This window comes from Streptomyces sp. NPDC002835, assembly GCF_053591995.1.
This window is the reverse complement of the sequence record NZ_JBSFUW010000054.1, coordinates 1-13639: the sequence shown is the minus strand read 5'-3', so window position 1 is coordinate 13639 and position 13639 is coordinate 1. Positions and strand designations below refer to the sequence as shown.

General features: G+C 68.4%; 11 protein-coding genes and 1 pseudogene. 9 read left to right on the top strand and 3 right to left on the bottom strand.

Annotated elements, in window-relative coordinates; all coding sequences use genetic code 11:
• The first annotated feature begins 86 nt into the window (after positions 1–86).
• Complete coding sequence (locus tag ACWD01_RS34215; RefSeq protein WP_451167458.1) at positions 87–1394, top strand: hypothetical protein; 1308 nt, start codon at positions 87–89, stop codon at positions 1392–1394.
• A gap of 137 nt (positions 1395–1531) precedes the next feature.
• On the opposite strand, the gene ACWD01_RS34210 is transcribed toward ACWD01_RS34215, so the two are convergent.
• A complete protein-coding gene (locus ACWD01_RS34210) occupies positions 1532–2194 on the bottom strand; it encodes a hypothetical protein (protein WP_451167456.1) in 663 nt (220 codons plus the stop codon).
• A gap of 243 nt (positions 2195–2437) precedes the next feature.
• Between ACWD01_RS34210 and ACWD01_RS34205 the strand changes: the two genes are divergently transcribed.
• Positions 2438–3295: a helix-turn-helix domain-containing protein gene (locus tag ACWD01_RS34205; RefSeq protein WP_451167454.1), complete on the top strand. Its 858-nt coding sequence runs from the start codon at positions 2438–2440 to the stop codon at positions 3293–3295.
• Positions 3292–3489 (top strand): DUF397 domain-containing protein, encoded by a 198-nt coding sequence (locus tag ACWD01_RS34200; protein ID WP_451167452.1) that lies wholly within the window; start codon positions 3292–3294, stop codon positions 3487–3489. Before ACWD01_RS34205 ends, ACWD01_RS34200 begins: the two co-directional genes overlap by 4 nt.
• Positions 3490–3966: 477 nt before the next feature.
• Here ACWD01_RS34200 and ACWD01_RS34195 read toward each other — a convergent pair whose 3' ends face one another.
• Positions 3967–4446 carry a DUF6194 family protein gene (locus ACWD01_RS34195; protein ID WP_451167491.1) on the bottom strand — a complete coding sequence of 160 codons (480 nt, stop codon included), beginning with the start codon at positions 4444–4446 and terminating at the stop codon, positions 3967–3969.
• A 47-nt stretch (positions 4447–4493) separates the two neighbouring features.
• Here ACWD01_RS34195 and ACWD01_RS34190 point away from each other — a divergent pair, with 47 nt between their 5' ends.
• The 4 genes and pseudogenes from ACWD01_RS34190 to ACWD01_RS34175 all read left to right on the top strand — a co-directional run bounded on the left by ACWD01_RS34190 (position 4494) and on the right by ACWD01_RS34175 (position 6716).
• On the top strand, positions 4494–5243 hold the full coding sequence (locus ACWD01_RS34190) for a MerR family transcriptional regulator (RefSeq protein WP_451167451.1): 750 nt from the start codon (positions 4494–4496) through the stop codon (positions 5241–5243).
• Between the two features lie 41 nt (positions 5244–5284).
• Positions 5285–5569: pseudogene (locus ACWD01_RS34185) on the top strand (IS630 family transposase); the annotation flags it as partial.
• Between the two features lie 21 nt (positions 5570–5590).
• Entirely contained in the window at positions 5591–6028 is a 438-nt protein-coding gene (locus tag ACWD01_RS34180; protein ID WP_451167449.1) for a cytidine deaminase, read from the top strand.
• Between the two features lie 169 nt (positions 6029–6197).
• Entirely contained in the window at positions 6198–6716 is a 519-nt protein-coding gene (locus ACWD01_RS34175; protein ID WP_451167447.1) for a nucleotide triphosphate diphosphatase NUDT15, read from the top strand.
• Between the two features lie 60 nt (positions 6717–6776).
• Here the strand turns inward: ACWD01_RS34175 and ACWD01_RS34170 are convergent, their stop codons facing one another.
• Positions 6777–8354, bottom strand: a complete 1578-nt coding sequence (locus tag ACWD01_RS34170) for a carbohydrate-binding protein (protein WP_451167446.1) — start codon at positions 8352–8354, stop codon at positions 6777–6779.
• A gap of 410 nt (positions 8355–8764) precedes the next feature.
• Here ACWD01_RS34170 and ACWD01_RS34165 point away from each other — a divergent pair, with 410 nt between their 5' ends.
• On the top strand, positions 8765–9568 hold the full coding sequence (locus tag ACWD01_RS34165; protein WP_451167444.1) for an N-formylglutamate amidohydrolase: 804 nt from the start codon (positions 8765–8767) through the stop codon (positions 9566–9568).
• Between the two features lie 700 nt (positions 9569–10268).
• Positions 10269–13574, top strand: coding sequence for a DUF6531 domain-containing protein (locus tag ACWD01_RS34160; protein WP_451167442.1), 3306 nt, complete (start codon positions 10269–10271; stop codon positions 13572–13574).
• Positions 13575–13639 lie beyond the last annotated feature (65 nt).

Here is a 13639-nt window from a genome sequence, read left to right as displayed (position 1 = left end):
CCTCGGATCCCCGATGCCCCACCGAAGTTCATGCCCTTCTTGTCGGACGTCAGCCGTAGGCTGTTGTGGGGAGACTAGGGGAGACGATGATTGACTACCGCAAGGCGACCGTTCCGGTATGGACGCTGGCTACAGGTGACGTCAGGGTGCCCGCAGTGACCGGAGACAAGCCGGTGACTGCTGAGCGCTTGGCTGAACTCCGCAGCGTGCTGGCGGCACTTGCCGACGAGCCGATCGCCACACTTGAGATGCATCCGCTGCCCGACAAGCTCGACCGCAGCCGAGGCATCCCGCTCGATGCTGTCAGTCCCCTGGCACAGCACCTGTCGCAGCTCGTCACGCAATCAGCGCGAAGTTCCTCTACGGCGGCCACGTCGACCGCTGCCGGTGAAGGCCTGTACCGCATGGTGGTCCCGGCGAAGGTCGCCGCCCAGTTCGGGCAGGGCATCGTTCGTCCGATGGTGTCGAAGGCGGCGGCCGGTGGCATCCACAGTGCACTCGTGAACTCAACAGGCATCACCGCCAACGCGACGTTCGTGCCGGTCGGTAAGGCGGCAGCGGCGGGCGCAGCCGGTGGAGCCGGTGCGACAGCCGGCGTCGCGGTCGCCGGCAGCGCGGCGCTCACCGTGGCCGCGCCGCTCGTGCTCATGGCGGTGGCGGTGGGCGTGAGCGCGAATGCCGACGCCAAGCGCCAGGAAGCCATCGAGCACATCACGGAACTGCTGGAGCAACTGCACGAACAGAAGCTCGATGACGAGCGCAGCGAACTCGACGGCTGCCGCGACGCCATCGACAAAGCCACCGCCATTCTGCTCGATCAGGGCAAGCTCGGCGCCTCGCTGGGACTGGACTCGGCAGTGCATGCCATCAACACGGCGCTGGGCCGCGCCGACCATCGCCTTGCCAAGTGGAAGAGCGCACTCGACAAGCTGCCCGACGGCAAGGCGGTCGAGATCGGCACGCTGACCGAGTCGTTCCCCGGCGTGGACGACCAGGGCGGCACGTTCCGCACCCACCTCGAACTCGCGGCCCTGGCCGTTGCGCTGAAGCGGCGGGTCAACGTCCTCCAGGCCGTCGAGCATGCGCAGAGCGACCCTGGGAACCTGTTCGAGAACTTCACCCGCGCACTCAAGCGCGACCAGCAGCGCCTCGACGAACTGGAGTCGGGCATCGCCGGTGTCCTGGTACGCCTGTCGGCGCTGGAGCTGGCCCGCCCGAACGGTTTGCGGCCCGTCTTCACGCAGAGCGAAGTCGATCGCCTGATGCGCGCGGCACACCGGATTCACCAACTGGGCGACGGCATCACGGTCGACAACCGCACCACGGACGTGGCGATCGAGATCGCCCGCGACAAGGACGGCTCGGTGGTCGTGTTCCCTGCGCTGGCGGCGTAGGCGCTCGCACGCACTTGGCGATCGCGGCAGCGGTCACGGCGGGGTTCATCAAGCTCGGGTGCGTACGACTGTGGTGGTACTCGACTCCGCTCGTACTGGTCCTCACGGCCGTGCGTCGAAGCCGGTCAGTGGTGACCTCAAGGAGACGCGGTCGTCTCGACCTTGAAGAGGGGGCGTTCCATGGCGTCGGCGAACTCCAGGGCTCCTGGCTGGGTGTCGGGCACCATCAGCAGGGTCGTCCCCCGCACGAACTCGCCGGGCCGGGGGTCGGCCTCGTTCAGCAGGAGCTCCTTGACGAGCCCGACTCCCGCGCAGTCACCGCCGATGTGCTGGTCGGTCGTTTTCGTCTCACCGTCCTCGCCCGTCCACCGTGCCTGCGTCAGCGGCACGGTGTCGAATTCGGTGCCGCCCGTGTTTTCGACCTTGAACTCAAGACATACGAACGTCGTGCCCTGGTCGGCGACCTCGGGATCGAGGTACTGACCCTGCGGGAGCCGGTCGGCCTGCTCGAGCCCGGTGAGCGTCACCCTGGCCTCGGTCGCCGGCTGGTCCAGGACGTCGTTCCCGGGGATCTTCACCGTCAGGCTCTCGCCCTCTGCGAGGACGGGCACGTCCTCCGGTGACGGGCTGGGCGTTACGACCAGGGCGGCGACCTGGCCGGTGACGGCGTCGGCGGACGTGCCGGGCCCGGTCGCGCCGACGCCGCTGCCACCGCATCCGGCCAGCAGGGCCGCGAGCGCGGTGGCACCGACGGCAGCAAGGAGAGTGCGTCCCTGCGGGCGCTGCGGTCTGCCGTTCATGACGGCGGCTCCCTTCCGAAGCCCCTCGTCACCAGCTTCCGCCCGGCGGTCGCAATCCGCAGGTCGGCAGAGCGGTGCGCGGGCGGCGTGGGGACCGTTCCGGCACACGATGGGGTGCTGTTCGTCCCCGTACAGGTACGAGGCTGTGCACGCGTCGTAACCTGCCGTAGAGGTCCGGTACACGGTGGGTGCCGTACCGGCCGGAGGTGGCACAGGCTGCGACGGAACGGGGGCGGTGGCGGTATGGAGCTGATGGGACCGGCGGACGGTGAGGATGAGGCCGAGGACGCGGCGGACCTGTTCCGGGTCGTGGGGCGGCAGGTGAGGCTGCTGAGGGAGCGGGCCGGGCTCACGCAGAAAGAACTGGGCGAACGGCTCGGGTACAGCGAGGAGATGATCCGCTCACTGGAGTGCGGACGTCGAACGCCCCAGCCGGAGTTCCTGGACGCGGCGGACGAACTGCTGGGCGCGGGCGGCCTGCTCGCGGCGGCGAAGGAGGACATTGCCCGGGCGAAGGCTCGGGCGCGGGTGAAGCATCCGGCGTGGTTCCGGAGCTACGCCAAGTTGGAGGCCGACGCCGTCGAGGTCCACGAGTACGGCAGCCATGCGGTGCCCGGGCTGCTCCAGACCGAGGCACACGCGCGAGCTCTCTTCGCCATGCGCAAGCCGTTGCTCGACGAGGCAACCATCGAGCAGCGCGTCGCCTCGCGACTCGATCGCCAGGAGTTGCTGACCCGATGGCCCGCTCCGATCCTGACGTGCATCATCGAGGAGTCGGTCCTGCGCAGGCCGATCGGCGGCGAGGCAGTCCACAAGGAGCAGTTGGAGACGCTGCTGAGGCTCGGCCAGTTGAGAAGCCTGGAGCTTCAGGTCATGCCTACCAGGAGGGAAGAGCACGCGGGAATGGGTGGCCCGTTCATTCTCCTCACTCCCAAGTCCCGTCCGCAGGTGGCCTACCTGGAGGTCCAGAACATCAGCCGGTTGGTCACCGAACCCGACGAGGTACGTATCCTGGCCGCACGCTACGGCAGCATCAGGGCACAGGCACTTACCCCGCCTGAATCCATGGCTGCCATCAAGGAGTTGTTGGGAGAAGCATGACTACCGATGGCGCCACCCCGTCTCTCGCGTGGTTCAAGAGCTCGTACAGCTCCAACGAAGGCGGAGCGTGCATCGAAGTCGCGGCTATCGAGCAGGCCGTGCACGTCCGCGACTCCAAGGACCTGGCCCGCCCCCCGTTCAAGGTGGAGCGCAACGGCTGGGCAGACTTCGTGCGGTACGCAGCGTCCAGCTGACGCGGCCTGCGTGGTGGCGGCCCGGATGGGGCCACCACCACGCGCCCTACGACCGCTTCGGCGCGACCGCCGGCCGGCTCCAGTCGCGCCCGCGCTCGACGCGTTGAGCAGGGCGAGGGGCTTGTGCGGCCATTGGCCCGCCGCACCATGACGAAGCCGTGAACCGGCTGCAGTGAAGCGGTAGGGCAGGGCCTCACGCCCGGACACCCGGGTAGCGCCCTGCCCTCGATCGTCGTGGACGAATGTTCTCGACAGAGTGCGAGGGCGACGGCGTGCTGGACGTGTCGCAGCACCCGGCTGAGGACGCGGCGGATCTGTTCCGCGTCATCGGACGGCACTTGCGACTGCTACGGCGACGGGCCCGGGCTGACGCACGGGAACACTGCGAAACGGGGCCAGGGGGTCGGAAGCAGCGGCCGGGAGCCAGTGCCGCATCAGGCAACGTTCGCCCTCAAGTCCACCTGGTCTGGAACCGTTTCAGTCATCCTCCAGAGACCTTCCCGGTTCGTGTCGCCGCGCGAACCTGGCACGAGCGACGTCGTGGGCGCTGCGCAGAAGCTGCACGACTGTGTCCGTTGTCCTCTCACCAGGATTGACGACACAGATCCAGCCGAGCGCCCCGTACACCGGGTGCGGCATCACCCTGTCGGCGGCTGCGTAGTCGCGAGGTCGGGTGAGGCTGCGCGGTTCCTCCCCCGTGAGTTCCCGGAACGTCGCACGGTCGGCGTGGATGTTCACGCGCCAGCGGCCCGGGGGGTCAAGGTCACAAGCAGCGTCGTCGGGGTAGTTCTTGGTGACGATCGTTCCGTAAGGCTGGACGTTCTGTGGCATCTGGCCGTCGGGGGCGTAGTAGAAGAACGCATCCCCCCACACGATCTCGGGGAAGTCGCCGCCCGGCTCCGGGACAACCACGAGCGCACCGGCGAAGTCTCGCACGGTCGCGATGATCTGTTCCATACTCATGGTTCAAGCATCACCTTAAAGTGCTTATGTGGGGTTGGCCGATGGGCGAGGCGGTGAGCGGTTCGCAACGGGTACCGCTCCGAACCGCCGATGTCGCCAAGGAGTCGGGGTACTCGGTGCAGCAGGTTCGCGACCTGGAGCGGCTGGGAGTCATTCCCCCAGCCGTTCGATCGAGCAACGGTTACCGGTCCTACACGCCGCTGCACGTGCACGCCCTGCGCGCCTATCGAGGACTCGCAGGTGCTGTTGGGCCTGTCACAGCCCGGCAGATGCTCGCGGAATTGCGAACCGAGACGATCACGGAGGCAGCCTCAGCGATCAACGCGGTCCATGTTCGGCTCGCGCGGGAACGCGAGGAGGCACTGCGCGCTCAACAAGCGTTGCGTGCGATCCAGGCCGAAGCGAATGCACCCCAATTCGAGCAGGAGAGCGACGCGATGACGATCACGGAGCTCGCCAGGGCGCTTGATGTACGCCCCTCGACCCTGCGGTTCTGGGAGCAGGAAGGGCTTGTCACCCCCGACCGGGTGACGTCACTGCGAGCGCGCCGCTACGAGCTGTCAGCCATCAGAGCGGCCCGAATCGTTGCGGCCCTGCGCAGCAACGGTTACGGCATTCCCGCGGTGCGCGAGATCATGGGCTCCCTGCATCAACTCGAGGGCCTGGGAGAGACCCGACGCATCCTGCAACAGCGTCTTGACCAGATCGCCATGCGGACCGTGGCGCTCCTCCGGGCGGGCGCAGACCTGGCAGCCGTCGTCACCGCCGCCCAGGAACCGACGACCACCTAGTGCCGCATCAGCAACGTTCGCCCTGTCATGAGGCAGCGCTCGGTCCGCTCAACCTGATGCCCCACCGGACCGGCAATGGGCCGAACGCGGCGGCAAGCACAAAGACCCCGACCGCGAACCACGCCGCAGGCGACGGGCGACCTAAGAACCGTTACGGCGGAGTGCGGCACCCGTTCGCCGCCCTGCGCCACTTCACTCTCGACGGCACCGACCACGCCGACCACAACGAGCAGGGCAGCATGATCCGCCGCTACATCATCCGGCGAAACCGCCACGTCGACGACCGGCGCCTACGCTCCGTCGTCGACAGGGCCAACGTCGCCTGACCGTGCAAGAAGGCAGAGAAGATGACCACGCAGACCGACCATGTCGACCACGAACTGATCCGGGCAGCGGCGCACGTCGCGGCCACACGCTGCCGGGGCGACAACCACACCATGGCGGCTGCGGCCCGCGCCCGAGACGGCCGGATCGTCACCGCGGTGAACGCCTATCACTTCACCGGAGGCCCGTGCGCGGAGCTGGTGCTGATCGGCACCGCTGCCGCCCAGGGTGCCTATGACCTGGACACCATCGTCGCCGTGGGTGACCGCGACCGAGGCGTCGTGCCCCCATGCGGCCGCTGCCGTCAGGTCCTTCTCGACTACTTCCCAGCCCTCAAAGTCATCGTCGGGACAAACGACAGCCTCCGGACGGTGCCCATCATCGACCTGCTTCCCGAAAGCTACATCTGGGCGGACCACCAGCTCGACGCTGAGGAGAGCACACCACTCAGCACGAACTGACGGCCCCAGGCGGTTACAGACCAAACGTTGTCTGCTGCGGCACTAGGTTGCGGCTCTCTCGCACCAAGGCCCCGGGCGGATCCGCCGGGGAAGGACGTCCCGCCGAGGCTTCCGCCCGGCATGGGGCATGATCGAACCGTTTACGTCGCCCCGGCATGGAGGTTCGGACATGACCCCCGGCAACCCCTCTCCCACCGAGCGTTCCGGGCGGGCGCGTCCGTCGCCCAACGGGCTCGTCGGGGTCGGTGTCGTCGTACGGGACGCGCGGCGGCGGGTGCTGTTGGGGCTCGGGCACGACGGGCGGTGGGAGTTGCCCGGCGGCAAGGTCGATGCCGGGGAGGGGTTCGAGCAGACGGCTGCCCGCGAACTGGCCGAGGAGACCGGGCTGGGCGCGGACCCCGCCGATGTGCGGATCGGCGCGGTGCTGGTCGACGTGGCCGCGGACATCGCGCACGTGACAGCAGCCGCGTACGTCGAGCGGTTCACGGGAGCGGCGGAGGTCCGGGAGCCGGACAAGATCGTGCGTTGGCAGTGGTTCGAGACGGACGCGCTGCCGGCCGGGCTTTTCGCCCCGTCGGCGGCCGTGCTGCGGTCGTGGATGCCCGAACTGGGCCTGGTGAGCGGTACGTTCCGGTCGTACGCGGACGGGCGTACGGGTGGCCCGCGCCGAGGCCCCCTCGGGGCGTGAGCGCCGGGCCCGCCCGGCTGAACCGGACGGGCCTGGGCAAGGGACGAGGGGCGGCGGTGGTTACGGCGTGATCGCGTTGCCGCCGAAGGTGACCGTCAGCCGCCCGTCCGAGGCGTAGGACCAGCGCATGGTGCCCGCGTAGGAGGAGCACCGGGATCCGTTGGAGCCGGTCCAGAACTGGTTCGAACTGTCGGCGTTCCCTACGGTCTTGTCGTTGGAGCCGTCGCCGCTGCGGCACGAGACGTTGTTGCGGAACACCGAGGTGCCCGCGTCGAAGGAGAAGTTGCGCTGGGCGTTGTCGATGCTGATGTTGTCGGAGACGGTCATCGTGCCCGGATTCCGGTTGTAGGTGAACCCGTGCTTGCCGTTGTCGTAGGCGATGTTGCGCCGGATGACGTGGTCGACGCCGATGTCCTCGCCGCCGAGCTTGTAGCCGTTGCGGTCACCGCTCGAGTTCTGGGTGCCGTCGGACAGGGTGCCGTTCTCGTAGGCGAGGGAGTCCTCGATGGTTACGGCGCCGATGGGTCCGGTGTCCGTCTTGGTGTAGAGGTCCCAGCCGTCGTCGATGTTGTTGTGGGCCACGGCGTAGCGGAACACGTTCCCGGGTCCGGAGGTGAGCTTCGCGGCGAAGCCGTCGGCGTCCTCGCCGTCGGAGTCGGCGTTGTCGTGGGACTCCGCGCTCAGGATGAGGTTGTTGGACGGCCACTGGTCGCGGGGGGTGGTGGAGGCCATCCGCGAGAGCTGCAGCCCGGTGTCGCGGTTGAAGCGCGTCACCGTGCGCTCGATGACGTTGTTGCTGCCGCCGACGAAGATGCCGTTGTCACCGGCGCGTTCGACTACGAGGCCCTTGAGGTGCCAGTACGAGCCGTTCACGGCGAGCCCGCGGTTCGACGAACTCTCGCTCTGGGCCGAGAAGTTGAGCACCGGAGTCTCACCCGGGTAGGCGGACAGCTCCGTGCGGTCGCTCGCGGTGCCGTTGTTGCCCTGCGGGATGGTGATCGTCTGCGAGGGGCGGTACGTGCCGCCCCGCATGACGATCGTTCCGCCGGGCGTGACGCGGCTGATCGCGGAGGTGAGCGTCGTCGGGTCGGACTGCGTTCCGGACGCGTTGTCGCTGCCGTTCGGTGACACGTAGAGCGCCGAGCCGGACGGCGGCGGGGTCGTGTCGCCGCTCGTCTCGACGTCGAGGTAGTCGATGTTGGGCAGGCCCGCGGAGGAAGTGGGGCTGAGCCGGATGGTGTTGCTGCCCGAACGCACCGGCACCGTGAGGGTCTTCGTCGCCCACCTGTCCCACGCGCCGGTGCTCTCGAACGACGCCGATGCGGCCGCCGAGCCGTTCACCGTGAGGTTCGCGGGCCGCGCGGTGCCGGTTCCGTTGGCGAAGCGGACCTGCAGGGTGGCCGTCCCCGCGGCGGGGGCGTTCACGGTGAACTGGGCGTGGGCGCCGGTCTGGTTGGTGCCGTTGCAGAATCCGCTGCCGGAGTAGCCGGTCCAGTCGGAGTCGATGGTGCCGGTGCAGACCGCGGGGGAATTCTCCGCCTCGTAGCGGACGGACGCGGCCTGCGCCGGGTTGCCGGACAGCGCGACGAGTGCGCCGGCGAGCAGGCCGGCGCATGCGATGGCGGCTCTTGATTGCATCGTTCGTCTCCAGGTGGGTTCGCTCGTCCGGCCCCGAGGGGCCGGTACATGGGGGTCGAGCAACTGCGCGGGGCTGACGTTCGAACGGTCCGGACGCGATAATCGGCTGGGTTCGCGAGCATGAACCCGGCGGGTGACCGAGGATCACGCCGGCACGAGCAGCGAGTGCGGTAAGCGCTTTCTCCGGAACCTAGGACTCTCCCCGGGTGACCGTCAAGAGACATGTAGTTGATTCTTATTCAGCATCCTGAACGCGCCATGATCCCGAACGGCCTCTCCGGATCCACTGTCAGACCCTCGCGTTAGAGTCTTTTCCGGGTCGCCCTCGCGTCTCGGGGCAGGCCCGACCACCTGGTGGGGAGGCGTGCTTGCCTCTCCGAGCTCGATCCACACACAGCAAGGAACCACGCGTGAACGAAACCTCGGCGCCCTTCCGGCTCCTCGCCGGCGCCCCGGAATCCCCCGTCATCCTGCACGTCCCGCACTCCTCCCGCGCCGTCCCCGCCGATGTCCGCGGCGGCATCCTGCTCGACGACGCCGCGCTCGGGCGGGAGTTGGACCACATCACCGACTCGCACACGGCCGAGATTGCCGCTGAGGCCGCGGCATCGGCGGGCGTGACGCCATGGCGGTTCGTCAACGAGCTGTCCCGGCTGGTGATCGACCCGGAGCGCTTCCCAGACGAGCGGGAGGAGATGCTCGCCGTCGGCATGGGCGCGGTGTACACGCGGACGACCCACCGCGAGGACCTGCGCGCCACCGGCTTCGACGGCAGCCCGCTGATCGACCGTTACTTCCACCCCTACGCGGCGGCAATGACCGCGGCCGTGGACGAGCGACTCGCGGCCGTGGGGCATGCCGTCGTCATCGACGTGCACTCGTATCCGACCGAGCCGCTTCCGTACGAGCTGCACGGCGACGGCCCCCGGCCGCCGATCTGCCTGGGCACGGACTCCTTCCACACTCCGCCGGAGCTGGTCGCCGCGGCGCAGCAGGCGTTCGCGGGCTTCGGCGGGACGGGCCTGGACAGCCCGTTCGCCGGCACGTACGTGCCGTTGCGGCACTACGGCAAGGACCGGCGCGTCGCCGCGCTGATGATCGAGATACGCCGCGACGTCTACATGACCGAGCCCGGCGGCCCGGCAGGCCCCGGCCTGGGGGCGCTGGCGAGGGCGCTGGGCGAACTGGTGGACGCGGCCGGCACGTCGGTCTGACGGGGCGCGACGATCGGCCGCGGGCCACTCCCGCAGCGCCTCGGCGTCTACGGCGCCGCCGGCGGTGGCCGTCCACGGCCGAGTAGTCCCGCACAGGCGCGCCCCTCGATCGGCGGACTCATCGGTGTGCCGTCGTCGCACGAAACGCGGAGGGGTCTGTGCGACGACACGTGGGGATGCCGTCCCTACGTCAGCGGCCTCAGCACTCCCCGGCGTTGCAGCGCCACCATGCTCGGCGGCACGCTGCGGGGCGTCCCCGCCCTTGATGAGCACCCCGGCTTCGATGTTGCGCCGCGCCGCGGATTCGGTGCTCCGCCCGTCGATCTGCCGATGGGGAGGGCGATCTGCCGGCTCCTGGCTCCCAGTACGCGGGGCTGGGCGCTGCAATGCCTTCAATGTGCCGGTCAAGCTCCTCGGGCGGCGCGGCCCGGTCGACGACGGCACGGAGACTTCCGAGGAGGTGGACGACTCTCGAGCTGAAGGTGGGGGTCTCAACGAGCTCGAGACCCTCCGCCAGGGCGCCGTCAGCCAGGCGGGCCTCGCCTGGCTGACGAATCTGACCAACCGCCATGAACCCTCTCTTGGGCCAACGGCTCTCTGCATCCCGGCTGACGTAAGGCCAGGAACCGCCTCGTTCATGCGTTCGTCTCATGGCATGCTTGTTGATCTTGTTTCTGCTTGAGCCGGGGGGTGCTGCGTCGTGGGGTACACGATTCCTGAGGGCGTCGACACGATGCTCGATGTGGTGGGTGTGGGCTGGCCGAACGTCGACGAGGACGCGTACCGCGACATGGCGGACGCGCTGCGGGAGTTCGCGGACGATGCGGACGACGACGCGGGCGTCGCCTACGAGCACATCCAGAAGCTGCTCGCCAGCGGGCAGAGCGAGTCGCTGACCGCGCTGGACAAGCACTGGTCGAAGGTGCAGGGCAAGCACAAGGACCTGGCCAAGGCGGCCCGGCTGGTGGCAGGCGCGCTGGACCGGGTCGCCGACATCATCGTCGCCCGGAAGATCGCCGCCGTCGGTGAACTCGCCGACCTGTGCGCAACGGTGGGTATCACGCTGGCGTTCGCTCCGGTGACGGCCGGCCTGTCGACGCTGCTCGCCGGAGCCAAGATCGCCGCCACCCGTATCGCCTTCAAGCGAATACTCAAGGAGATGGCCGAGGCGGCCGTCGCCGAGATCGTGGCCACGCTCACCGAGCCCGCTGTCGCCGCAATCGAAAACATCGTCGCCGACCTCGCGATACAGACCGCGCTCAACGTCGCAGGCGTCCAGGACGGCTACAACACCGACCAGACGGTGCAGGCCGGCAAGGACGCACTGCAGATCAACTCCGTCGGCGGACCGAGTGGACCGGGCCGCGGCGTCGGCCCGGAGATCGACCACGACGCCCACGGCAACGTCGGAACACACCTGGCGAGCGTGCAGGTCACTATGCGGGAACGGGCGGGCAGCAAGCTCGGCAAGGCCAAGGGCCACCACGGTCGCGCCAAGGGCAAGGACTCCCTCACCGCCGTCCTCGACACCACCATCGATGGCGTTACCGAGAAACTCACCAAGGCGCTCGACGACCTCGGCGACCACCTCGGCAAGAAGGTCCCCGACGCCATCCGCGGCGGCTCCAAGACCCACAAGGATACCGACGGAGACGTCCGTGACCGCGTCAAGCGCATTCTCGCGAAGGACGGCAAGGACGATGGAGACCTGAAGGGCCGACGCGACGGTCCGCAGCACGGGAAGCCCCGTCTGCCCGAGTCGATGCGCAAGGCGCAGGACGCTCCTCGGGAGAATGGTGTCTCCCTGGCAGCGCGCCGCTGTGAATCCGACCCCGTGGACATCGCCAGCGGTGAGATGGTCCTGCCACAGACGGATCTGGAGCTGTCTGCCGTCCTCCCTTTCGTGCTGCGGCGCACCCATGTCTCCGGGTACCGGTACGGCCGCTGCTTCGGGCCGAGTTGGGCTTCAACGCTGGACGAACGCTTGGAGATGACTGGCAGCGGGGTCGCCTGGGCGCGCGAGGACGGATCCGTGCTCGTGTACCCGGCGTTGCCACAGGCCGAGGACGAGGAGGTCCTGCCGCTCGAGGGCGACCGCATGCCGCTGACGTTCGTGCGGCGTGACGCCCTCGGCGACGCCGTGTACGCGGTGACCGATCCGCTGACCCGACTGAGTCGGCGGTTCTCGGGCAGTCCATACCGTAGCGGGGGCCTCTACTGGCTGCGGGAGATGGTGGACCGGAATGGAAACACGCTGCACATCGGCCGCTCCAGGGACGGCTTGCCGTCGACCCTGCTACACGAATGCGGATACCGCGTCCTCGTGGACTCGGACGCGGAGTCCGGCCGCGTCACCGGCTTGTCGCTCTCGAGCCCGGAAGGGCCCGTCGCAGTCGCGTCGTTCGGTTACGACGGTGACGGAAACCTCAACGCGGTCACCAACTCGTCCGGGCTTCCGCTGAAGTTCACCTACAACTCCAGCGGGAGAATCACCTCCTGGACCGACCGTAACAACTCGACTTACACATATGTGTACGACGACGCTGGGCGGGTCTCCCGCACCGTCGGACCGGACGGATTCCTTTCCTCGTCCTTCGCGTATGACACCGCCGCCCGCATCACCCGGTTCACCGACTCGACGGGCGCCACGACCGTCTTCCACCTCAACGATCTGCACCAAGTGGTAGCGGAGACCGATCCTCTCGGTCACACGGTCACCAAGACCTGGGATCGGTACGACCGCCTCCTGAGCCGCACGGAGCACGACGGGACGACCACCACCTGGACCTGGGACGAACGCGGCAATCTCGTCGCCGTCCAGGAGGCCGACGGCACAGTGGCCACTGCGGAGTACGGTCACGACGGCATGCCGACTTCCCTCACCCGGGAGGACGGTGCTGTCTGGCGCTATGAGTACGACGAAGCCGGCAACAACACGGCACTCATCGCACCGGACGGAGCCGTCACCCGCTACCAGCACGACGCTCACGGCGCCATCGTGGCAGTCACCGACGGCTCCGGCGCCACGGAGACCTTCCGGCCCAATGCGGCCGGATTGCCCATGAGCCGCACCGACGCCTTGGGGAACACCTACACCTTCACCCGTGACGCCTTCGGCCGCCCCCGCACCATCACTGATCCGCTCGGCCACGTCACGACGTTGGAATGGAACGCCGACGGGCAACTGCTGAAACGGGTCGACCCGGACGGCACCGTCCAGACCTGGACGTACGACGGTGAGGGCAACTGCCTCACGCAGACCGATGGCAACGGCGGTCGCACAACGTACGAGTACACCCACTTCGACCTTCTCGCGTCCCGCACCGAACCGGGCGGCGCGCGCTACGAGTTCCGATACGACACCGAGCGCCGCCTGACCGAAGTACGCAACTCAGCCGGACTGACCTGGCAGTACGAATACGACCATGCGGGACGCATTGTCCGCGAGACGGACTTCGACGGCCGGACCCTCGACTACACCCATGACGCCACCGGCCGGCTCCTCGCCCGCACGAACCCGCTCGGGCAACGGGTCACCCATCACATGGACGCGATGGGCCGCCTGATCGCCAAGGACGTCGACGGAGCCATCACGTCCTTCACCTACGACCGTGTCGGTCGTCTCACCACCGCGCAGTCACCCCAGTCGGTCATGGCACTGGAATGGGACGCCGGGGGCCGGCTTGTCGCAGAGACGGTCGACGACCGGACGATGCGCTACGGCTACGACATCCTCGGGCGCTGCACAGAGCGGATCACCCCCAGCGGAGTAGTCACCTCCCAAACCTATGATGCGGCCGGTAACCGGACACGGCTCGAGCTCGACGGAAACCCTCTCGTCTTCTCCCATGACGCGCGTGGCCAGGAAGTCAGCCGCACGCTGGCCCTGCTCGACCAGCAGGTCACGCTCACCACGGCGTGGGACGCGCAGGGCCGGATGAGCGGGCACACTCTCGCCGCCGGGGGCAGGACACTGGGGTCTGCCGCACGATCGGGTGACATCTGAACTGGCTTGCCCTGTGGGGCGGGTGGGAAGGATGTCGCTGTGCCCAAGCCTTATCCGGAGGAGTT

Coding starts and splice junctions, on each gene's coding strand:
- ACWD01_RS34175 (WP_451167447.1), top strand. CDS start 6,198: ATGACCCCCGGCAACCCCTCTCCCACCGAGCGTTCCGGGCGGGCGCGT.
- ACWD01_RS34170 (WP_451167446.1), bottom strand. CDS start 8,354: ATGCAATCAAGAGCCGCCATCGCATGCGCCGGCCTGCTCGCCGGCGCA.
- ACWD01_RS34180 (WP_451167449.1), top strand. CDS start 5,591: ATGACCACGCAGACCGACCATGTCGACCACGAACTGATCCGGGCAGCG.
- ACWD01_RS34215 (WP_451167458.1), top strand. CDS start 87: ATGATTGACTACCGCAAGGCGACCGTTCCGGTATGGACGCTGGCTACA.
- ACWD01_RS34210 (WP_451167456.1), bottom strand. CDS start 2,194: ATGAACGGCAGACCGCAGCGCCCGCAGGGACGCACTCTCCTTGCTGCC.
- ACWD01_RS34205 (WP_451167454.1), top strand. CDS start 2,438: ATGGAGCTGATGGGACCGGCGGACGGTGAGGATGAGGCCGAGGACGCG.
- ACWD01_RS34195 (WP_451167491.1), bottom strand. CDS start 4,446: ATGGAACAGATCATCGCGACCGTGCGAGACTTCGCCGGTGCGCTCGTG.
- ACWD01_RS34190 (WP_451167451.1), top strand. CDS start 4,494: ATGGGCGAGGCGGTGAGCGGTTCGCAACGGGTACCGCTCCGAACCGCC.
- ACWD01_RS34200 (WP_451167452.1), top strand. CDS start 3,292: ATGACTACCGATGGCGCCACCCCGTCTCTCGCGTGGTTCAAGAGCTCG.